The 20,811-nt window shown below is 70.8% G+C and carries 16 protein-coding genes, 1 tRNA gene and 1 pseudogene; 14 read left to right on the forward strand and 4 right to left on the reverse strand.

All coding sequences use genetic code 11. The annotated features are described in order from the left end of the window. Positions 1 to 63 precede the first annotated feature (63 nt). The 8 genes and pseudogenes from EDD34_RS11565 to EDD34_RS21205 all read left to right on the forward strand — a co-directional run. Complete coding sequence (locus EDD34_RS11565) at positions 64 to 3,444, forward strand: thioester reductase domain-containing protein (RefSeq protein ID WP_123814706.1); 3,381 nt, start codon at positions 64 to 66, stop codon at positions 3,442 to 3,444. Positions 3,445 to 3,670: 226 nt separating this feature from the next. Beyond that, on the forward strand, positions 3,671 to 4,879 hold the full coding sequence (locus EDD34_RS11570; RefSeq protein ID WP_123814707.1) for a 3-deoxy-7-phosphoheptulonate synthase: 1,209 nt from the start codon (positions 3,671 to 3,673) through the stop codon (positions 4,877 to 4,879). Between the two features lie 85 nt (positions 4,880 to 4,964). After that, positions 4,965 to 6,461: an MFS transporter gene (locus EDD34_RS11575; protein WP_211341565.1), complete on the forward strand. Its 1,497-nt coding sequence runs from the start codon at positions 4,965 to 4,967 to the stop codon at positions 6,459 to 6,461. Positions 6,462 to 6,520: 59 nt separating this feature from the next. Beyond that, complete coding sequence (locus tag EDD34_RS11580) at positions 6,521 to 7,705, forward strand: IS701 family transposase (RefSeq protein ID WP_123814709.1); 1,185 nt, start codon at positions 6,521 to 6,523, stop codon at positions 7,703 to 7,705. A 615-nt stretch (positions 7,706 to 8,320) separates the two neighbouring features. Next, positions 8,321 to 8,755, forward strand: coding sequence for a hypothetical protein (locus EDD34_RS11585; protein WP_211341566.1), 435 nt, complete (start codon positions 8,321 to 8,323; stop codon positions 8,753 to 8,755). A gap of 248 nt (positions 8,756 to 9,003) precedes the next feature. After that, entirely contained in the window at positions 9,004 to 9,465 is a 462-nt protein-coding gene (locus EDD34_RS11590; RefSeq protein ID WP_123814710.1) for a YybH family protein, read from the forward strand. Between the two features lie 41 nt (positions 9,466 to 9,506). After that, positions 9,507 to 10,334 carry a helix-turn-helix transcriptional regulator gene (locus EDD34_RS11595; RefSeq protein ID WP_170177055.1) on the forward strand — a complete coding sequence of 276 codons (828 nt, stop codon included), beginning with the start codon at positions 9,507 to 9,509 and terminating at the stop codon, positions 10,332 to 10,334. 120 nt (positions 10,335 to 10,454) lie between these two features. Then, positions 10,455 to 10,706, forward strand: a pseudogene (locus tag EDD34_RS21205) (transposase); the annotation flags it as partial. A 753-nt stretch (positions 10,707 to 11,459) separates the two neighbouring features. Here EDD34_RS21205 and EDD34_RS11610 read toward each other — a convergent pair. Next, positions 11,460 to 11,545, reverse strand: a tRNA-Leu gene (locus tag EDD34_RS11610). A gap of 273 nt (positions 11,546 to 11,818) precedes the next feature. On the opposite strand from EDD34_RS11610, the gene EDD34_RS11615 reads away from it, so the two are divergent. The 3 genes from EDD34_RS11615 (at position 11,819) to EDD34_RS11625 (ending at position 14,311) form a co-directional block, all read left to right on the forward strand. After that, a complete protein-coding gene (locus tag EDD34_RS11615) occupies positions 11,819 to 12,328 on the forward strand; it encodes a Dps family protein (protein WP_123814713.1) in 510 nt (169 codons plus the stop codon). A gap of 205 nt (positions 12,329 to 12,533) precedes the next feature. Then, positions 12,534 to 13,175: a PAS and ANTAR domain-containing protein gene (locus EDD34_RS11620; protein ID WP_123814714.1), complete on the forward strand. Its 642-nt coding sequence runs from the start codon at positions 12,534 to 12,536 to the stop codon at positions 13,173 to 13,175. Positions 13,176 to 13,294: 119 nt separating this feature from the next. Next, positions 13,295 to 14,311: an aromatic acid exporter family protein gene (locus EDD34_RS11625; protein ID WP_123814715.1), complete on the forward strand. Its 1,017-nt coding sequence runs from the start codon at positions 13,295 to 13,297 to the stop codon at positions 14,309 to 14,311. Positions 14,312 to 14,441: 130 nt separating this feature from the next. Here the strand turns inward: EDD34_RS11625 and EDD34_RS11630 are convergent, their stop codons facing one another. Next, positions 14,442 to 15,206, reverse strand: coding sequence for a PAS and ANTAR domain-containing protein (locus EDD34_RS11630; protein WP_123814716.1), 765 nt, complete (start codon positions 15,204 to 15,206; stop codon positions 14,442 to 14,444). 185 nt (positions 15,207 to 15,391) lie between these two features. On the opposite strand from EDD34_RS11630, the gene EDD34_RS11635 reads away from it, so the two are divergent. Both EDD34_RS11635 and EDD34_RS11640 read left to right on the forward strand, forming a co-directional pair. Next, the gene (locus tag EDD34_RS11635; RefSeq protein ID WP_123814717.1) at positions 15,392 to 16,804 is read left to right on the forward strand and encodes an FAD-dependent oxidoreductase; all 1,413 of its coding nucleotides are present in this window, start codon (positions 15,392 to 15,394) and stop codon (positions 16,802 to 16,804) included. 130 nt (positions 16,805 to 16,934) lie between these two features. Then, positions 16,935 to 18,119, forward strand: coding sequence for a glycosyltransferase family 9 protein (locus EDD34_RS11640; RefSeq protein WP_246012344.1), 1,185 nt, complete (start codon positions 16,935 to 16,937; stop codon positions 18,117 to 18,119). A 16-nt stretch (positions 18,120 to 18,135) separates the two neighbouring features. Here the strand turns inward: EDD34_RS11640 and EDD34_RS11645 are convergent, their stop codons facing one another. Both EDD34_RS11645 and EDD34_RS11650 read right to left on the reverse strand, forming a co-directional pair. Then, on the reverse strand, positions 18,136 to 18,822 hold the full coding sequence (locus EDD34_RS11645; RefSeq protein ID WP_123814718.1) for a PAS and ANTAR domain-containing protein: 687 nt from the start codon (positions 18,820 to 18,822) through the stop codon (positions 18,136 to 18,138). 171 nt (positions 18,823 to 18,993) lie between these two features. Beyond that, entirely contained in the window at positions 18,994 to 19,395 is a 402-nt protein-coding gene (locus tag EDD34_RS11650; protein ID WP_123814719.1) for a four-helix bundle copper-binding protein, read from the reverse strand. Positions 19,396 to 19,653: 258 nt separating this feature from the next. Here EDD34_RS11650 and EDD34_RS11655 point away from each other — a divergent pair, with 258 nt between their 5' ends. Continuing rightward, the gene (locus EDD34_RS11655; protein WP_211341567.1) at positions 19,654 to 20,268 is read left to right on the forward strand and encodes a DUF305 domain-containing protein; all 615 of its coding nucleotides are present in this window, start codon (positions 19,654 to 19,656) and stop codon (positions 20,266 to 20,268) included. The last annotated feature ends 543 nt before the right edge of the window (positions 20,269 to 20,811 follow it).

Raw genomic sequence — 20,811 nt, forward strand, 5'->3', positions numbered from 1 at the left:
GACACATGCGACCAGGACGGCCCCTCAGGTCCGTCCTGGGACGACCCGATGGAGTAGACCTTCATGGCACTCGCCTCGACCATGACCGCAGTCTTCGAGCGATACACCGACAGGCCCGCCCTCGCCGAGCGGACGCCCGTGCCCCGGTCCGACGAGGACCTCACCACCTTCACCGCCCGCGCGGAGGACTCCTACGACCTGCTGACCTACGGCGAGCTCGCACAGCGCGTCTCCTCCGTCGCCGCACAGCTCACGGACGATCGACGAGGAGCCGGTCGACTCACCGAGGGTGACATGACGGCGTTCCTCGGCTTCGCCGGAGCCGACTACGTCACCGCCGACCTCGCGTGCAACCTCGCCGGTATCACGACCGTCCCGCTGCAGACCAGCGCCTCCCTCGACCAACAGGCGAGCATCCTGGCCACGACCGCGCCCCGCGCCCTCGCCGTCAGTGTCTCCCTGCTCGGCCGGGCTGTCGAGCTGCTGGCGGCACAGCCGACGATCACCCGCCTCCTCGTGCTCGACTACCGCGGTGGCGACCCCGACCACGTCCGGGAACTGGAGAGCCTGGACGGGACCGGCGTCCCGCGGCCCGAACTCCTGGACCTGTCCGGCGCCGGGGCCGCCGTCGTGGCCCCATGGACCGAGTCACGTCCGGTGATGCTGCTCCACACGTCGGGCAGCACCGGGACACCGAAGGGCGCCATCTACCCGGAGCGTCTCGTCACCGCGATGTGGGGTGGGGACGGCTGGTCGGAGTTCTTCGCCGCCGAGCCGGACGTCTCGACCTTCCACTACATGCCCATGAGCCATGTGGCGGGCCACTCCTCTGTGCGCAGTACGCTCGCCCGGGGCGGGCTGACCTATTTCGCGTCCAGCACGAACCTCTCGAGCCTGTTCGACGACCTGGCGCTCGCCAGGCCGACCGAGCTCTCGCTCGTCCCACGCGTCTGCGAGCTGATGCGCCAGGAGTTCCGGCGGCGGCTCCAGGCCGCCAGGTCCCACACCCCCGACGGGGACGACGACGTTCTCGCGGCGTCGGTCCGCGACGAGATGCGCACCCAGGTGCTCGGCGGCAACGTCCGATGGGCGAGCTGCACGTCGGCGCCGATCTCGGCCGAGCTCAAGGCCTTCGTCGAGGATCTGCTGCAGATCGACGTCCACGAGTTGTACGGCACCACGGAGATCGGCGGAGTGCTGTCGAACGGCAGGTTCCTCCGCCCACCCGTGCTCGACCACCGTCTGGAGGACGTGCCCGAACTCGGCTACTACTCGTCGGACCGTCCGCGATCCCGTGGCGAGCTCCTGATCAGGAGCACGTCGACCATCCCGGGCTACTACGGGCGCCCCGACCTCGACGAGCAGATCTTCACGGACGACGGCTTCTACCGCACCGGCGACATCGCCTCCGTCGACGACACCGGAACGGTGCGGATCATCGACCGGAAGAACGCGATCGTCAAACTCTCCCAGGGGGAGTTCGTGGCGCTTCCGTCGCTGGAGGGAACCTACGTCTCCCGGAGCGAGGTCCTCCGCCAGGTGTACCTCCACGGCGACGGCGGCGAATCGTCGATCCTCGCCGTCGCCGTCCCGACGGACGAACTCGTCGATCGACTCGGGGGTGACGTTCCGGCGATCCGCGAGCATCTCCTGCAGGAGTTCCGGGCGATCGGCGCGGCCGAGGCGCTCAACTCCTACGAGGTGCCACGGGGCGTCCTGGTCGAGCTCGAGCCGTTCAGCGAGTCGAACGGGCTGCTCTCGGACCACCGGAAGCTCGTCCGGCCGGAGCTAGCGCGCCGGTACGGCCCCGTGCTGACCGCGTTCTACGAGAGCCTGCGCTCCAGCAGCGACGCTCTCCTCGAGTCCCTGCGTGACAACGCCGGCGACGCCCCCACCGTGGCCACGGTGCGCGATGCCGCCGCCATCGCGATCGGCACCTCGCCGGCCGACATCGGCGCCGAGGACCGGTTCCGCGACCTCGGTGGCGACTCGCTCACGGCCGTGCACCTGTCGAACCTCCTCGAGCAGATCTTCGGCGTCCGGGTCCCCGTCAACACGATCGCCGGCGAGGCGACCACGATCGGGCGCCTCGCCGACCTCCTCGACGCCAGGAGGAACGGCGACGCCGCCGTCGTCTCGTTCGAGAGCGTTCACGGCGACGCCCCGGAGCTGCTCCGTGCCGAGGACCTCCGCCTGGCACGCTTCCTCGGCGACGGGTTCACGCCGGCTCCCGTGGAGTCGCCGACCGGCGACGCGCCCACCGTGCTCATCACGGGTGCGAACGGATTTCTCGGCCGGTTCCTCTGCCTCGAGTGGCTCCACGAGGTGGCAGCGACGGGTGGCCGGGTGATCTGCATCGTCCGTGCCGCCGACGACGACGAGGCGTACGAACGGCTGAGGCGTGCCTTCACGAGCGACGAACGTCTCCTCAAGACCTTCGACCGGTTCGGTCACGCCCTGGAGGTCCTGGCCGGTGATCTCTCCGAGCCCGCGCTCGGGCTCGACGCGGACACCTGGGACCGCCTCGCCCGTGACGTGCACCGTGTCGTCCATGCCGGGGCGATGGTCAACCACGCGCTCCCCTACCAGGAGCTTTTCGACGCGAACGTGGCCGGGACGGCGGAGGTCGTCCGGCTGGCGGCGTCCGTGCGGCTGAAGCCGGTGAGCTTCGTCTCCAGCATCGCGACGGCGCTGCTCGCCGGTACCGAGAGCCCGCTCGACGAGCACGCGGACATCCGGCGGGCACTGCCCTCGGTCGGGACGGGGACGAAGAACAACGTCGAGGGCTACGCCGCGACGAAGTGGGCGGGCGAGGTGCTCCTCCGGGAGGCGCACGACAGCTTCCACCTCCCCGTGACGACGTTCCGGGCAAGCATGATCCTGGCGCACAGCGAGTACGTCGGCCAGATCAACGTCCCGGACACGTTCTCCCGGCTCGTCTACAGCCTCGTCCGGACCGGGGTCGTGCCGTCGTCGTTCTACGCACCGGGGGGTGGCCGGCCGCACTACGACGGGCTCCCGGTCGACGTGGTGGCTTCCTGCATCGTCGCTCTCGACGCCGCGGGCCGAGGTGGCTACTCCACTCATCACGTCGTCAACCCCCTCGACGACGGCGTCTCGCTCGACACGATGGTCGACTGGCTCACCGGCCTGGGCGTGGAGCTCACGAAGGTCGACGACCACGCCGACTGGCACCGGCGGCTCGGAGCCGGACTGCGGGCACTGCCCGAGTCGGAACGTCGAGCGTCCATCCTCCCGCTGCTCGACAGCTTCTCGGCGCCCGAACAGCCCGTGGCCGGATCGTCGATCGCGTCCCCGGGGTTCCTGGCGCGTGTCCGGGACCTCGGGCTGGACACCAGGATCCGCAGCCTCGACGCACGATTCGTCGAGAAGTCGCTGTCCGACCTCGAGCACGTTCACGGCCGCCCGCTCAGGACCGCCTAGAACACCGCGACGGCGCCGCCGCCGCACCCCCCACCACAGCACCCGTACCCCGTCGCCCCGGCAGGGCGTCCGCCGACACGGCCACCCGCCGAGGCCTGCTGCGCCCTGCCCTGCCCCACCCCCGCCTGCCCGCACCGCTTTGCCCAGATCCCGTCCGCGGCCGTCCGGCTCGCCCGGGCAGGAGGGGCGGACCGTGCACGCCATCGACCCGAAGGAGAACGAACCGATGAGCGCACCGAGCGACACCGAACCCGTTCGACCCGCCGACCTCCTCTCTCCCTCCACCCGACCGCCGACGGATTCCGAGGGATCCGGGGACCCGCGTGTGCGTGCTCTTGATCCGCTGCCGGCGCCGGGTGAGGTCCTGGCCGAGATGCCGCTGGGAACGGCACGGGGTGACCTGGTGGCGACCTCACGGCGCGAGGTCCGTGACGTGCTGACCGGTGAGGACGACCGACTCCTGGTGATCGTGGGCCCGTGCAGCGTGCACGACCCGGCCGCGGCCCTGGAGTACGCCACCCGGCTCGCGGCGGCCGCCCGTGACCTGGCCGACGACCTGGTCGTGGTGATGCGCGTCTACTTCGAGAAGCCTCGCACCACCGTGGGCTGGAAAGGCCTGATCAACGACCCCCACCTGGACGGCACCCACGACGTGGCACACGGACTACGCCTGGCACGACAAGTCCTGCTGGGGGTCCTGGACGCGGGCGTCCCCGCCGCATGCGAGTTCCTCGAACCCACCAGCCCGCAATACATCGCCGACGCCGTCACCTGGGGAGCGATCGGAGCCCGCAACGCCGAGTCCCAGGTCCACCGCCAATTCGCCTCCGGCCTGTCCATGCCCGTGGGCTTCAAGAACGCCACCGACGGCGACGTCCAGATCGCCGTGGACGGCTGCCTCACGGCCGCCGGCGAGCACACCTTCTTCGGCACCGACACCACCGGCCGCGCCGCCGCCGTCCGCACCACCGGAAACCCCGACTGCCACATCATCCTGCGCGGCGGACGGCGCGGCCCCAACTACCACCCCCACGACGTCACCACCGCCCTGCGCACCGCCCGCGCCTCCGGACTGCACGGCTCCCTGACCCACGGCCTGGTCGTCGACGCCTCCCACGGCAACTCCGGCAAGGACCACGAGCGCCAGGCCCACGTCACCCGAGAACTCGCCGCCCGCCTGGCCGCCGGCGAACCCGGCATCACCGGCCTCATGCTCGAATCCTTCCTCCACGCCGGCGCCCAGAAGCCCGGCCCCCTCCACACCCTCACCTACGGCCGGTCCATCACCGACACCTGCATGGACTGGACCACCACCCACCACCTCCTGCGCACCCTCGCCCATGCCGCCCGCCAACGCCGCGCGGCCGGGCGGACGTCCGCGCCGGCGCCGGACTCCGAGCGACGAGACGACCGAGATCGGGTATCCCTGGCATGAGTACCCAGGACAGTGGGCTTGTCCGCCCGCCACCGGCCTTCCGACGATGGTGGGCATGAGCACACCTGGAACCGACCGTAGACCGGTGCCTCCCGCACCCCGCCGCGCCTGGACCGGGCTCCTCGTGACCCTCGGCCCCGTGCTGCTGGTCGCGATGGACGGATCGGTCCTGTTCCTCGCCATGCCGAGGATCAACGAGGGCATCCAGCCGACGACGGACCAGAGCCTCTGGATCCTCGACATCTACGGGTTCGTCGTCGGCTCGCTCCTGATCACCTTCGGCAACGTGGGTGACCGGTTCGGGCGGCGTCGTCTCCTGCTCATCGGGGCGTCGGTCTTCGGGCTCGGGTCGTTGTGCGGTTCGTTCGCCCCGACGCCCGAGATCCTCATCGCCTCCCGAGCGCTGATGGCCCTCGGAGGCGCGACCCTGCTCCCGTCCGCGCTGGCCGTCATCAGCGAACTCTTCGAGAACCCCGTCCAGCGGGCCAGGGCCATCGGCATCTTCGCCGCGACGTTCGCCGCCGGGTTCGTCATCGGTCCGATCGTCGGCGGGCTTCTGCTCAGCCGCTTCTGGTGGGGCTCCGTGTTCCTCATCAACATCCCCGTCGTCGTGGCCTTCCTCTGCCTGGCACCCACGCTCCTCAAGGAGGTCAAGGGAACCCGTCCCGGGAAGATCGACATCCCCAGCGTGCTGCTCTCGGCCGTCGGGCTGCTCCTGGCGATCTACGGGATCAAGCACGCCGCGACCTACGGCCTCGATCTCCTGAGCGGAGCGCTGGTCGTCGCCGGGACCGGCTTGGTCGTCGTGTTCGTCCGGCGCCAGCGACGCATCCCCCGGCCGCTGCTCGAGATCGGCCTCTTCAGGCAGCACGTCTTCGCCGTGGCCATTCTCACCGGACTGCTGTCACTGTTCGTCTGGTCCGCCGCGGCGTACCTGAGCATGACGTATCTCCAGTCGGTGCTGGGGCACTCGGTTCTCGTCTCGGCCACCCTGGCGGTCCCGGGTGCCGTCGTCCTCACCCTGTCGAGCGTCCTGACCCCGCGCCTGGTCGAGCGGATCGGGGCGCGGAGCGCACTGATCCTGTGTCACTTCTCCATGGCGGCAGGCATGGCGCTGCTGCTGTTCACGAACGAGACCACGGGTGTGCTCTTCTACATCGCCTCGACCGTCGTCGCCGGGATCGGGTTCGGCATCTCGTTCAGCCTCGTCGCGGACACCGCCGTGGGCGCCGTGCCGGAGTCGCGTGCCGGGGCCGCCGGCGCCATCGCCGAGACGAGCAACGAGATCGGCAACGCCCTCGGGATCGCGCTGCTCGGTTCGCTCCTGACGGTGGTCTTCCGGATGACGTTCCCGGGGGACGCGACGGGCATCGCCGAGTTCATCGAGGAGAGCGGGACCGCCTCACCGGCGTTCGCGACGGCACAGGCCGCCTTCCTCGACGGGTACCACGTGGTCGCCGCGCTGGCCGGCATCATCTGTGTCGCTCTCGGGCTCCTGGCCGTCCGCTGGATCCCCCGGGACACCGGCGCCCAGGGCGACCCGGCGGCGTCGCAGCAGCCGGTCGACACCGTGAACACCTGACACCTTCTCGTCCGTCCCGCTGGGAACCCACGATCCGTCGCGTTCTGAGGAGCACGTCCGTGTCCGATCTGATGGGGCGACCCGTGCGTCCGGCCGTGCCCGCCCACCGCGCCGCGGACGACTGGCACGAGCAGGTTCTGGGCGACCTGGGCCCGAAGGTGTTCGTGTCGCTGGCACGGAGCGACCAACGCTGCAAGGCCATGCAGTACGTTCGTGCCCTGCTCGCGACGCCGGGACGCAAGTCCGTGCGCAACATCGCTCGTTCCGTCGGTGGCGCGGCGGCCGCCCAGCGCCTGCACCACTTCGTCAACAGCTCTCCCTGGGACTGGCGGCTGGTGCGCCGTGCGGTGGCTCGCCATCTGGTGGACGTCGCGGCACCGCAGGCCTGGGTGATCCGACAGACCGTGTTCCCCAAGGCGGGAACCAGTTCGGTAGGCGTGGGACGCAGCTACGACCCGGTCCAGGGAAAGGTCCTCAACGCGCAACGGGCACTCGGCGTCTGGTTCGCCTCGGCCGCGATGTGCAGCCCGGTCGACTGGCACCTGCTCCTGCCACGACAGCACGTCCCGGCAGCCGGCCGGGCCCCCTACGCTCCGGACGGCGGGGAGGCCGAAAGTCTCGCGGAGACCGCCGTGCGGGTGTACGCCGCCACCACCACGGGTCTTCCCCGGCAGCCGGTGATCATGGACGCTCGCGGGGTCGAGGCCGAACTCCTCATCCACGAGCTGTGGGAGCGCGAGTTACCGTTCCTGGTCCGGGTCGACCACGCGCACCGGTTCCGACCCGAGCGCGACGCCCGTCCCGAGCCGGCGCACCTGCTGCTCGCCGCCCGAAACCGCATGCGGCGTCCCGTCACCGCACCACCGACGCTGCGGCCGGAGGCGACGGCCACCGTCGCGGCCACCCTTCAGGTCCGGGCCGCGGGCGGGAACCGTCCGGCACGGGCGTCCGGCCCTCTCATCCTGCTCGGGCTCGGGCCCCTGGGTGGCCCCTGGCCGGCCGGCGTCTGGGTCACGAACCTGGCCGAGACCTCGGCCTCGGAACTCTACGGGTCGACCCTGCTCACCGACAGCGTCGACGACGCGTTCACGGAGGCCTGCGCGACCTCCGGCCTGCGTGACTTCGCCGGGCGGTCGTTCGGCGGGTGGCACCGGCACGTCACCCTCGCGTCGACCGCGCACACCATCAGCACCCTGACCCGTCTCCGGCAGCCGCCCGGACCACCGTCCACCCGGCGGCGGTAGGTCCGGACGCCGAGCCTCGGTTCCCGGGCGACGGAGGCCCGCAGGCCCACACGAAGGACGGCTCCCATCAGGGGTCCGCCGCGCGCCCCCACCCCCGGCACCACGTCCGGGGTCCGGGGGCCCGCCCCCGGGGCGGGGCGTGGGGGCTCCGCCCCCACGAGAAAACAACGAAACCGCCGCGGCCGAAGGCCACAGCGGTTCGCGGTTGAGTGTCCGAGAGGGGAATTGGTCACTATCCTCACGCCCTATCCTGCTCCCCAAGGCGCGCTGAGCAGGGACGACACGTTCCCACTTCCTGCCGATGGCTTGAGCCGGTACGTAGCCCTCCGCGTTGCGGCGCCTGCCCGCAGATGTTCGACCTGCTCAGCGGTGCGTTCGCGGACGTTTCCCAGCCGAATGTCGCGCGCTTCCCGGTTTCCTTCGCACGGCCGGGCGCGTTCGAGGAAGGGAAATGGCGAAGGCCTGACCTCACGCTGAGGGAACGTCGGCACGCACGCGAGATCCTGGCGAGCATCGGTGCCGGTCCAGGAGACCTCGCGCGGCGCGACCGCCCGCTGGCGTTCGTCGATGTCGTGCACGAGGGCGGTACTTTCACTGAGCTCTTCGACCTCCTCCGTGGCTGGGGGGGAAGAGGAACGCGCGCCGTGGTCGGTGATCCGTACGAAGGTACGTTTCGTCGGAGTCACCTCCCGCGAGAAGACCAGCCCGAAGACATGGCGCTGGCACCAGCACGCTGGATGGACGGACGCACTCCCGGCGGACGCCGTCGTCAATGTCTCGCTCGATCCGTACGCCTGGTCGTACTTCGGCGATTACCAGACCAAGCTCCACCGGAGCTTCCGGCCGAAGGACTGGACCGCGGACATCGACGGCCCCGGCCGGGACGAGAAGACCCGCGCGGCCCTCGCGCAGGCCGTCGGGATCGTGCGATACGGCCGGAGCAAAGAGGGCCGGCAAGCACTCGCCAGGGCGATGACGAGCGAGCCCGCGATCGCCGAGTCCTGGCTGCGAACACTTGTCACGCACCTGAACCGGAGCGGCGACGCCTGACCTCGTCGTCCCGTTCCACCATCGAACGCGCGGAACGCCTTGGGATGGGGTCGGGGCATCTCGACGTACCGCCGCCTCGCGGGGGTGCCGCTGCGAGTACCGAAGGATCGCGCGAGTGTTTCGACCGACACGGTTCTCTTGATCCAGCCGGTGACCAAGGGGGTACAGGTCATACCGGCACAAGCACGGGATGGTAGCCGCCGCGCCCTCCCCGCAAGCTGAAGACGACCGAGAGAAAGGGTCCTCAGATGACAGACACCACCACTACCGCTACCCGCGCCGAGGCAGACGTGCGGGATGCGGTGCTCCGCTGGAAGACGAGCTTCGAGGCCAAGCGCGTCGACGAGATGATGACGTTCTACGCGCCAGACGGGTTCACCGCGTTCGACCTGATGCCGCCGCTGGAGTTTCACGGCGGCCCGATGTGGCGGGAGAACTGGGTGGCCTTCTTCGCCGCGTTCGACGGGCCCATCCATCTCGACCTGTCCGGCCTGGAGATCCACACCGGCGGCGACCTCGCTTTCATGCGAGCGTTCGTCCGGCTGCGCGGCGTCATGTACGGAGACGACCTGGACACCTGGGTACGGCAGACGAACTGCTTCCGACTCATCGACGGAGAATGGCTCATGATCCATGACCACGTGTCATGGCCCACGGACTTCGCGACGGGCCAGTCGCTCATGGCTCTCGTGCCGGACGCCGCCGAGTAGTCGGCTTGTCGCGGGATCGGGCGTACACAAAGATGGACGGCGTGACGCCCGATCCCGCGACCAATCACCTCGGGGCCTTCCTGCGTTCTCGGCGCGAGCACCTGCGCCCGGTCAACGACAGCGGGCGACGCCGCACCGCCGGACTACGTCGAGCGGAGGTGGCCGCCCGCGCCAGCATCAGCGTCGAGTGGTACACCCGACTCGAGCAGGGCCGCGGAGGGCGCCCCTCCCGGCAGGTCCTCGACGCGATCTGCACAGCGCTAGAGCTGCGCGAGGACGAACGCACACATGCCTTCGTACTTGCGTTCGGTACCACGGCCACCGCCGACCCGTTCAACGGTGGGGAACAGCTCGCGCGGACGCAGCGCGTGCTCGACAACCTCATGCCGTGGCCGGCGTATCTGAAATCTCCGACCTGGGATATTCTCGCGTGGAACGCAGCCAGTCGCCGGTTCCTCACCGACTATCCCAGCATCCCGCAAACCGACCGCAACGTCCTGCGCATCCTGTTCACCGACCCGACCACGCGGGAGCGCATCGCGGACTGGCATGCGGAGGCGAAGCTCACCGTCGCCACATTCCGCCTGGAACAAGCCCGATGGAACGCCTCCCCCGCGTCCGTTGACGACCTGGTACGCGCCCTCCGGGACGAGTCTGCGGAGTTCGCCGCCATCTGGGACCTGAACGAGGTGGGCCATCTCGGCCAGGGGATCAAACACCTACTTGTCGGTCCTGAGAAAGAGACCGTCTCCCTGCACTACGAGTCGATGACCGTCGACGCGCTCCCCGGAGCAGGGCTCGTCGTCTACGCACCCGTGGGACCGCGCGACGAGCATCTCCTCGACCGCGCCATGCGGGAACAACCCTAAGACCTCGTTTCAGAATGGTCGGCGTGTCCGCTATGCCTGACCAGCTGGCTCGGGGCAGGCTGCGGGCTCGTGATCGAGGATTTGGTCCCTGACCTGCTGTGGGAGCAGGTGGCGTCGTAGTTGCCGGCGCCGAAGCTGCGTCCGTACCGGCATCACGGTCGGCGGCGGGCTGATGATCGGGCGGCGCTAGCCGGGATCGTGTTCGTGTTACGGCACGGGGTCGGCTGGCGCCAGGTCCCCGCTCAGGCGCTGGGTGTCTCGGGCGTCACGTGCTGGCGCCGTCTGCGGGAGTGGACCGAGGCCGGCGTGTGGCCGAAGCTGCACGATGCGGTGCTCGCCCAGATGCGCCGAGAGGGTCTGCTCGACCTGGAAGAGATGAGTGGCGGAGTCGGCGATCAGTTCCGGCTGCACCGGCGTGTCAGTGACGAGGCCGGTGGCGTACTGCGGGCTGGTCTGCTTCCACGTGCGACCGGCGGTGTCGTAGAACACCTGGGTGATCTGCCGACCCCGCGTCGCGGCGTCGTCGTCGTCGCGCAGCTCACCGGTATCCAGTGCCTCGTCCTGCGTCTGGAACACGCGCATGAGCCCGTCGTAGAACTCCGACGCACGCCGGACCGGCTGATCGTCCCGGTCCGCGCCGAGGGTACGGGGAGCACCACGTTCAGACCGTTGGCGCGGGTGGTGTACTCGTACTCGACCGATGGGACCGACAGGCCCTCGTGCTGCGGGTAGACCACCTCGACGAGACGCCCGAGCGCGTCGTAGGTGCCGCGAGTGCTCTGCCCGTTGGTGTCCGTGGCGGCCTTCAACTGGCCCGTGACCGCGTTGTAGGTCGTGGCGTCTCGCTGCTCCGACTCCTGAACGCTTGACGTCGACCAAGGCCCGAGTGCTCTTGGACGACGACGTTGTGTTGGACGCCCGAGCCACCATGGAGATCCGGCTGACCCCACAGCAGCCTCGGATCGAGCCGAATGGTTCGACGTTCTTGCCACTACCCCCGACCGCTGCCCGCCGCGAGCCGACCGCAGCAACGACACAGCCCCCGACCAGATAGTCAGGGGCTCGGTGCACACACGGTGCGTACGCGAAAACTCGCGATCCTGCGTTTGCGCAGGTCAAACAGGGTGTCCGAGAGGGGACTTGAACCCCTACGCCCTAATACGGGCACTAGCACCTCAAGCTAGCGCGTCTACCAATTCCGCCACCCGGACAGGTGGACCGTCCCGGGCCTCTCGGCGCCGTTCCGGTGCGGAAAAAACATAGCACGAACCGGGCGCGAACTTCGCATCGATACGGATGTGACCTGTACCTCTCCCCGCCGTGGCGGTGTCGTGCCTCCGATCGTGGCGGACTCCCGCCGCGCGTCGTGGAAACCCGCTGCCGCGCGCGGTGGCGACCGGACGCTTCGCGCAGCACGATGGAACGGAGCTGACCCAGGGCCGACCCGTTCGGTCCGCCGAGATGGCCGGAAGAGAGGACCAGAAATGTCCCCGAAGCTGCCCCGCTACACCGTCCCGTCCCTCACTCCGGAGGAGGGCGGCAAGGTCGCCGAGATCCTCCAGGAGCGACTGCACGCCCTGAACGACCTGCATCTGACGCTCAAGCACGTGCACTGGAACGTGGTGGGCCCGCACTTCATCGGCGTCCACGAGATGCTGGACCCCCAGGTCGAGGCCGTCCGCGCCATGGTGGATCAGATCGCCGAGCGCATCGCGACCCTGGGTGCCGTCCCGGTCGGCACGCCGGCCGCTCTGGTCGCGGCGCGCAGCTGGGACGACTACAAGCTGGGGCGCGCCCCCGCGATCGAGCACCTGGGCGAGCTGGACCACGTCTACGACGGGGTCATCACGTCTCACCGTAGGGCCGCCGAGGCGACGGCGGACCTGGACGACGTCACGAACGACCTGCTCATCGGCCACCTGCACGACCTGGAGCAGTTCCACTGGTTCGTCCGTGCCCATCTGGAGTCGGCGTCGGGCGCGATCCCGGAGTGACGGCGCACGCCGGCTCGCACGAACGCTGAGGTGCCGCGCGGGACGTGGCCGCGTCCGGCACCGCCGATGTGGCCGATGTGAGAGGCATGTGTCGGTTCCGCAGACGGCGCCGCCCGGGTCCTCGCTTCTCCACGCCCGCTTGGGTACGTTGACAACGTGGTCGAGCAGGGGCCTCACCGGTGATCAGCGCCTCGACGGAGGATCCATGCGCGAGCCCGCTCCCACCCCAGTTCCACTCCATCTGACCACGGGCGGCGCCGCGCCTGTCGGGCGGTTCTCGGCGGATCTCGCCACGGGTCGATGGCGATGGTCGGACGAGACATACCGCATCCACGGCTTCGAGCCGGCCGAGGTGGTGCCGAGCACCGCCGTCGTGCTCGCCCACACCCATCCGGACCACCGTGCGCAGGTACGGGGCGTGCTGGACCACGCGGTGCGCACTCATGAGCCCTTCGCCACGGTGCACCGCATCGTCGACACCGGCGGTCGTGACCGCGTCGTCTCGGTCGTCGGTGAGGTCCGGCCGGGCCCCGCCCACCCGTCTCGCGAGGTGATCGGCTACGTGCAGGACCTGACGGACACGGTCAAGGAGCTCGCCGCCCGGCAGGCGAACGACTCCATCCGGGCAGCCGCCCGCAGCCGCCGGGACATCGAGCAGGCCAAGGCGATCGTCGCGATGCTGCTGGACGTGGACGACGACGTGGCCTTCGGGGTGCTGCGCCACGAGTCCAACATCACCAACACTCCGGTACGCGAACTCGCCCAGGACCTGGTCACCCGCGCCCGCGAGACGGGGCGTGACTACTGCCTGTCCCCCGACGTGCTGCCCCGGCTGCTCCGTTCCTGACCCCGATCGACGCACCGCACCGCATGACGAGACGACGACACCGCCCCGGCCGTCATCCGGCACCACCAAGCCGCAGCGACCACCTGCTCCGGGCGCTGTGGAGCCCCAGATGGGGTCTCGTGACACGCGGGGCGGTCGCCGCTTCGCTCGCGTGGCTCGCCGGTGAGCTGTCACCGGCACCGTTGTCCGACTACGCCTACTACGCGCCGATGGGCGCCGTGGCGGCGACGTCGAGCACGACGATCCGGTCGGCGCGGGAGTCCGCGCACGCCATGGCCGCGGTGCTGCTCGGTGCCGCGACGGCGCTCGGCGTCGATGTCCTCGCGCTGCCCGGCGCGCTTGCCGTAGGGCTCGTGGTCGGGCTGACGCTGCTGTTCGCCGGCTGGCGTGCGCTGGGCGAGATGGGCAGCTGGGCGGTCACCTCCGGCCTCTTCGTGCTCCTCCTGGGCAGTGCGCACGACCTGGAGTACCCGCTGGCGTTCGCGGGACTGCTGTTCGCGGGGGCGTCGATCGGTGTGGTGCTCAACCTGCTCGCACCGCCGCTCCCGCTCGCGCCGTCGGACGTCGCGCTGCGCAGGCTGCGCGGTGCTCTCGTCGACCAGCTCGACGCGCTGGCGTCCCAGCTGGAGTCGGCCGGGCCGCTCGCGGCGGACGAGTGGGAGGAGCGGCGCCGCGCCCTGGTGCCGACGCTCCACCGCGCGCAGGACGCCGTCGCGCATCTGCGGGAGGCGACTCGCGCCAACCGCCGCGTGCGTCGCTTTCACGACCGCACGGTGGCCCAGGTGCGGCACGCGGAACAGCTCAACGGGTCGGCGGACGTCGTGGACGACATCGTGCGCCTCCTGGCCGACTGGGAACGCCAGGATCTCGCGGAGGTCGCGTTCGGGCCGGACCTGCGCCCCGCACTGGCCACGGCGTTGCGGACCTACGCGCGGGCCCTCGAGGCCGCCACGCCGGACGGGCCGGAGGCGTCCGACGACGACGCGGACGCGGCCACCGCCCGGTTCAACGCCGCCGTCGAGAGACTGGGCGACGACATCCGCGCCGCGGCCCGCACCCCCGGCCACGACTACTTCGCCGCCGCCGCCCTGATCGTGGTCCTCTCGCGCGGTCGTGACGCCCTCGTGCGGAGCTGAGCCCGGCGGGCTCCCGGCTCGCAGAGCCCGGACCCTTCCCGACCCTGGGCAGGGCCGTCGCCACGCGAACTCTGAGCCGGCACGGGGCGAGGTCCGGCCCCGGCGCGGCAGCCGCGGGACGGCGGGTCCGTCACGTGCGTGCGGTGCGTGGCCGCCGGGTCAGCAGCGGATCGCGGCCACGGGGACGCTCGACCGGATGGATGGCGTCCAGCGCCCGCGACAGGGCGGCCTGCGTGACACCGGGCCTCTCCTCCGCCCGCAGGGCCCCGATCAGCTGTTCGGCCGCCACGCGCATCGGGACGCCCACCTCGCCGGCGGCGTCGCGCAGCACCTGTTCCGCCGTGGCCTCGTTCACCCCGCGGACCGCGGCGACCACGCCCTTGGCCTGCTCGATCACCGCCTGGCCGACAAAGGCGTGCTGCACCACCGACGCCGCGCGGCGGTCCAGGGCCTCCTTCTGCACGGGCGTCACGTCGACCACGTAGCCGACGATCTCCCGGGTACCCGCGGGCGCGTTGCGCCGTCCCTGCCCCACCACCACGAGAGATCGGGTGCGGCCGTCGTGGCCCACGACGCGATGCCCGCAGGCGAAGGGACGCCCCGCCCGGAGCGCGTCACCGACGGCGCGGACCATGCGCGCCCGGTCGTCCGGGTGCTTGCGGGAGCTGAGCGCCTGGAGGCTGGGCCGCACCTCGTGCCGCTTCCAGCCGTGCATGGCGTACACCTCGTCCGACCACCACCAGTCTCCCGAGGTGAGTTCGACGCAGTAGCGGCCGATCAGCAGGCTGGTGCCGACGCCCAGCGCGTCGGCCAGCTCGCCGGGGGAAGGTGGTGGGAGTGGCCCGCCCGCGACGCGATCCTCGACGACGGAAGGGGACTGTTCGACGGAAGACATAGGAACCTCGCAGATCCTGCCGGGACCTGAAGCCGCTTCATGACCTCGTCGCTTGTGAGTCTAGGGCGTTCAGCGGAGAAGAGACACCCCACCTGGCACATCGGCTACCCGCTGCGAGTGACGGGACTCCGTGTCAGGCTCGTGGGGCCCGCCCGGGAAGCGACCGCCTGCGCAGGAGGCACACCATGAGCAACGAACTCCGCGGCACCGGCCCCCGAGGTACGGGTGACCCCGACGTCATGGCCCCCGGCCCGCTCCGCACCGACGTCGTGGTGGTCGGCGCGGGCCTGACCGGGGTCACGACCGCCGCCCTGCTCGCGGACGCCGGCGTCGACGTCGTCGTGCTCGACGCCCGGGACGTCCGCGCGACCACGACCGCGGCCTCGACCGGCAAGCTATCGGTGCTGCAGGGCACGCGGCTGGCCCGCGTCGCCCGGCACGGTGACGAGGTGCTGCGCTCCTACCTGGCCGCGAACCTCGCCGGCCTCGACTGGCTCCGGCGCGCGCTCTCGGAGGTGGACGTCCCCGTGGAGGACCGCGACGACCTCACCGTGGCCACCACACCCGAACAGGTGAGCGACGTCGACGCCGTCCTCCTGGCGTGCGCACGCCAGGAACTCGGGGCGCGCTGGGACGAGGACCCACCCTTTCCCGGCCGCACCTTCGGCGCCGTCCGCCTGCCCGGACAGGGGCAGACGGACCCGCTGCGCATGCTCGCGGCGCTCCGTTCCCGCCTCCGGGCCCGGGGTGTCGCCCTGCACGACGGCGTGCAGGTGCGGCAGGTGCGCCGCCACCGCTCGGGCGTCGCGCTGCGCACCACCCGCGGCACCGTGCAGGCCGACCGGGTCGTGCTGGCCACCGGCACCCCGCCCGGGCGGCTCGGCGGGCTGTTCCTGCGCCTGGAGGCCGGACGCAGCCTGCTCACGACGTGGCAGGTGCCGGATCCGGCCGCCCTGCCGCCCGGCTTCGGCGACACCATGTCGATCACCGCCGGCGCGCCGGTGCGCTCGTTGCGCATGGCGGGCGGCCTGCTCATGGTCGGCGGGGAGGGCTATCCCGTCGGCCGGGAACGCGAACCCTCCCGGCGGCTGGCCGCACTCGACGAGTGGACCCGTGACCAGCTGCCCGTCGGCGACCCCGTGCACGCCTGGGCCGCCCAGGACTACACGACCGACACCGGGCTGCCGTTCGTGGGGCCCGCCGTACCGGGCGACGAGCGAGTGCTCGTGGCGACCGGGTACGCCAAGTGGGGCCTCACCAACGCCGCGGCCGCCGGCCTGGCGCTGGCCGGCCGCATCCTCGACGAGCCCGTGGAGTGGGCCCCGCACCTCGAGCCGTGGGCACGTCCGCCGGCACCGACCACCCACGCCGCGGCCACCTTCGGTGAGCAGGCCGGAGGTTGGGCCTGCGCCACGACGCGTCCCACGGGGCAGCGGGACGGTGCCCGCCAGGTGTCGCGTGTGTGTCCCCATCTCGGGGGCGTCGTGCGGTGGAACGACCAGGAGGAGTCCTGGGACTGCCCGGTGCACGGCTCGCGGTTCGCCGCCGACGGCGCGCTGCTGGAAGGGCCCGCCACCGAGGGCCTGTCCCCGCGCTGACTTGCATGGATACCGCGGTCGCCGCGAGACGCGGCTCAAGGTGCGAGTGGTTCCCGGGCCTGAGAACGTGAGTGAACCGCAGCAAGCTGAACCGGAAGAAGCCCCGTGACGGCCACGTGTGGAGGTCACTGTGCGAGTGCTCGGGAGCAACGCTCCGTCCCATGATCTGTCGGCGGCGCCCGCCGCGGACGGGCACGTGGTGGCGGAGACCTCCCCCGTCCCGTCCGGCGCGGCGGACCAGGCCGTGCGGGTGCTCGCCGTGCGGCTCGGCAGCGACGGGGAGGTGCTGGTGACCGGCCCCGCGATCCGCGCGCTGGCCGCGACCTACGGGCAGGTGGACCTCCTGGTCTCCGGCGCGGGGGCGCAGGCCGCGGCCCTGCTGCCGGGGGTGACCGAGACGCTCCGGTTCGACGCCCCCTGGTCGGGACCCGACCCGCCGCAGGTGTCGCCGGAGGCGGCCCTCGATCTCGTGGCCGGCTTGATTGCCCGGCGCTACGACCTGGCGGTGATCTTCACGTCGTTCCGTCAGTCGCCGCTTCCGACGGCGCTCCTGGCCCGCCTCGCGGGCGTGCGACGGATCGTCGCCACGAGCGAGGACGACCCGGGCTCCCTGCTGGACGTACGCCACCGCAGGCCGCCGTGGCTGCACGAGGTGGAGGCATGCCTCGAACTGGCCGCCCAGGCCGGCGCCCAGCTCTCACCGGACGACGACGGGTTGCTCGCCGTGCACCCCTCGCTGCCGGCGGCGCCGGCGATCGGTGGCCCCGGCGGCTCGGGCGGCGACACGGTCGTGCTCCACCCGGGCGCCTCGACTTCCTCCGGGGCGCCACGGCCCGAGGGCTCCCGGGCCTTCGCCGAGCGTCTGGCGGGCGACGGCTGGGAGGTCCTGGTCACCGGCTCGGCCGTGGAACGCGACCTCACCTCGTACGTCGCCGGGGATCACGCCGTGGACCTCGGCGGGCGCACCAGCCTGGCCGAGCTGGCCGCCGTGCTGCGAGCCGCGAGGTGCGCCGTGGTGGGTGACACGGGGCCGGCGCACCTCGCGGCCGCCGTCGGGACGCCCGTGGTGAGCCTGTTCGCGCCCGTCGTCCCGCTGGAGCACTGGGCGCCCTACGGCGTGCCCCAGTTCGTCCTGGGTGACCAGGGTGCGGCGTGCCGGGGCACGGAGGCCCGCAGGTGTCCCGTGTTCGGGCACCCGTGCCTCGCGTCGGTGACGCCGGACCAGGTGTCCGGCGCGGTGGAGCGGCTGGCGCGACGGCCGGCGGCAGCGTCAGCCGGCAGCCGACGGGCAGACGTGGCGAGCTGGCCCTGGTGAGGATCGGGCGTGCGGCTCAGCCGCCCGACGGCGCCTCGGGATCCTTCAGGAACGCCTCGATCGCGTCCCGGGTGGGAAGAGCGGTCACCTCGGGTCCCGAGATCAGGTCCACCAGCGTGTCCGCGATGTCGCGCACGGCGATGTTCGTGCGGTTCGACGTCTCGCGCAGCATCTCGAAAGCTTCCACCTCCTCGACGCCGTAGACCGCCATCAGCATGCCCTTGGCCTGCTCGATCACGGCGCGGCGCTCCGCCGACGCCTTGATCGACGCCGTGGCGTCCCGCTGCGCCGCCGCCCGGTGGGAGTCGGTCACGTCGATGAAGTAGCCGACGAGTTCCGTGATCCTCCCGCTGGCGGGATCACGCCTGCCCTGGCCCGTGACGGCGAGGACGCGCGTCTCGCCGTGGGCGTCACGGATGCGGTGCACGGAACTGAACGTCTGCCCCGTCTCCGCGGCGCGCCGCAGCACGCCGTCGACCCTCCCGCGGTCCTCCGGGTGCTTGTGGGACAGCATGAGCGGCGTCGTCGGCACGATCTCACCCGGCTCGAAGCCGTGGATCAGGTAGACCTCGTCCGACCATGCCCACTCCCCCGTGGCGAGATCGAGCCGATACCGGCCCACCGGTGGCCTGCTCCCCCCGTCGAGCGCCTGCTCGACTTTTCCCTCGAGTGGCGATGCACCCGCAGGCTGCACAGAGGTCACGATTCCTCCTGGGATGAACTCGTGAAGACGTCCGGAACACTCGCACAGAACAGTACGACATTCACAACACCCCGAGCGTATCCGAATCCGGCCCGCATTCTCACCCCACGGGCAGGGTCAGGTCCCCGCGCCGGGCCGGAAGACCTGCGCCGCCTGTTCGTGTGCCCGGCGTCAGCTCATCGTGGTCAGCAGTTCGCGGCACGCCGACTCGCAGGCTCGGCACGCCTCCGCGCACACGCGGCAGTGCTCGTGCATGCCCGCGTGCCGCTCGCACTCGTCCCCGCACGCCTGACAGGCCGTGATGCAGGCGTCCAGCACCGACCGGCTGATGTTCGCGTCGTAGGCGGTGTGCCGGGACAGCACGCGAGCCGTGGTCTCGCAGATGTCGGCGCAGTCCAGGTTGGTGCGGATGCACTTGCGCAGGTCGGCCACCGAGTCCTCGCTGAGACAGGCGTCCGCGCAGGCGGTGCAGGCCTGGGCGCACTCGACGATCCGGTCGATGACGCCCGCAAGTTGTGTGCGGTCGAGGTTGATGGACTTCGGGTAGGTCTCCACCATCGTGGTCGTCTTCATCGCTGCTCCTCGCGTGGGTGGAGCGGCGGGGCGCCAGCCACGCCGCCGGGGTCCCCTCCACGCTAGGAAGCGGGCCGGTCACTCGCATCAGCGGCACGCACACCCTGGTCGCGGCACGGACGGCGTACGACGACGGCGGTGGGTGCGGTGCATAGCCTGCGCGCCGGCGGGTACCGGACCAGCGACATCCGCGCGCGGCTTGCGCGGCACGCTCCGTCGCCGGGACGCACCGGGCCGGCTCCAGCAGAGGAAGGCACCATGAGCGAACAGCACGCACGTCGCGAGAGCGCCGAACAGCAGAACGCGCGGCATCAGGACGGCGGACACCAGGACGCCTCGGAACACTCCCGGGCCATGTACCTGCGCTTCGCGGCGATGATCCTCACCGGCATGGTCGTCATGTACTTCACGATGTTCGTGGGCTCCTGGGAGTGGAGTCACGTGCGCTTCAGCGAGAGCCGCGTCTTCATGGCGCTCACCATGGGCGGCGCGATGGGACTGGTCATGCTCGCGTGGATGCTGAACATGTACCGCAGCGTCAAGGCCAACATCGCCGTCGTTGCCGTCAGCGCCCTGCTGCTCGCCGGCGGGGCGTTCCTGGACCGCAGCCAGATCACCGTGCAAGATACGGCGTTCATGAGCGGGATGATCCCCCACCACTCGCTGGCCATCACCCGGTCGGAACGGTCAGAACTGAACGACGTGCGGGTCTGCGAACTCGCCGTCGAGATCAGCGAGGCGCAGCGGCGGGAGATCTCCGAGATGGAATGGCTGATCGAGGACATCCGGCGGAACGGGCCGGCCACCAGCGCCGAGGAGGCGGAGGCGCGGGCGGTGCCGGAGTTTGGGGAGGGGGCTGATCGGAGGTGCTGAGTGGAGAACCTCGGATGACGGACGCGCCGCCCACCCGCTGCCACCATGCGAAAATCTTCAATGCGTCTGCCAATACCAGAGACCGCCATCTCAGCTCGTACCATCCAGCCAAGACTGAAGGACGCGCGCCCGCCGCCGAGCTAACCACTTGCCACCCAGGAAAGCGTACTGGCCCCACGCCGTCAGCGTGCGGGTTCCTTCTTCTTCAGAATCACAGGAACCCATAGACTCATAAACCAAAAGATGTCATGCGGTTCCTGCGAAATGCGTACGTCCGCTCCCGGCTCGACACGATCCGATCCGCGCGGAAATCGGAAAATGGTAACCCCTCCGCCCCGTTCTGAAACTATACGCAGACGAAAAGCAATGAAAATCACCAGGCAAGCCAGCCCAAGCGAAGGGATGACCGAGATCAGCGACACTGGGTGCGTCACCACATCAGGAGCCAGAAGAATCCCAATTGCGCCAAACAACGCCCCCATGGCAATAAATGCGGCGGAACCACAACGAAACCTGATCGGAGATCCCCCGGGCTATTCCGGA

Origin of the sequence: Myceligenerans xiligouense (assembly GCF_003814695.1) — a bacterium.
GTDB lineage: Bacteria > Actinomycetota > Actinomycetes > Actinomycetales > Cellulomonadaceae > Myceligenerans > Myceligenerans xiligouense.

Bases quoted from the DNA above. Each gene is read 5' to 3' on its own strand.
- EDD34_RS11565 (WP_123814706.1), top strand. From the start codon at position 64: ATGGCACTCGCCTCGACCATGACCGCAGTCTTCGAGCGATACACCGAC.
- EDD34_RS11570 (WP_123814707.1), top strand. From the start codon at position 3,671: ATGAGCGCACCGAGCGACACCGAACCCGTTCGACCCGCCGACCTCCTC.
- EDD34_RS11590 (WP_123814710.1), top strand. From the start codon at position 9,004: ATGACAGACACCACCACTACCGCTACCCGCGCCGAGGCAGACGTGCGG.
- EDD34_RS11615 (WP_123814713.1), top strand. From the start codon at position 11,819: ATGTCCCCGAAGCTGCCCCGCTACACCGTCCCGTCCCTCACTCCGGAG.
- EDD34_RS11620 (WP_123814714.1), top strand. From the start codon at position 12,534: ATGCGCGAGCCCGCTCCCACCCCAGTTCCACTCCATCTGACCACGGGC.
- EDD34_RS11630 (WP_123814716.1), bottom strand. From the start codon at position 15,206: ATGTCTTCCGTCGAACAGTCCCCTTCCGTCGTCGAGGATCGCGTCGCG.
- EDD34_RS11635 (WP_123814717.1), top strand. From the start codon at position 15,392: ATGAGCAACGAACTCCGCGGCACCGGCCCCCGAGGTACGGGTGACCCC.
- EDD34_RS11650 (WP_123814719.1), bottom strand. From the start codon at position 19,395: ATGAAGACGACCACGATGGTGGAGACCTACCCGAAGTCCATCAACCTC.
- EDD34_RS11655 (WP_211341567.1), top strand. From the start codon at position 19,654: ATGAGCGAACAGCACGCACGTCGCGAGAGCGCCGAACAGCAGAACGCG.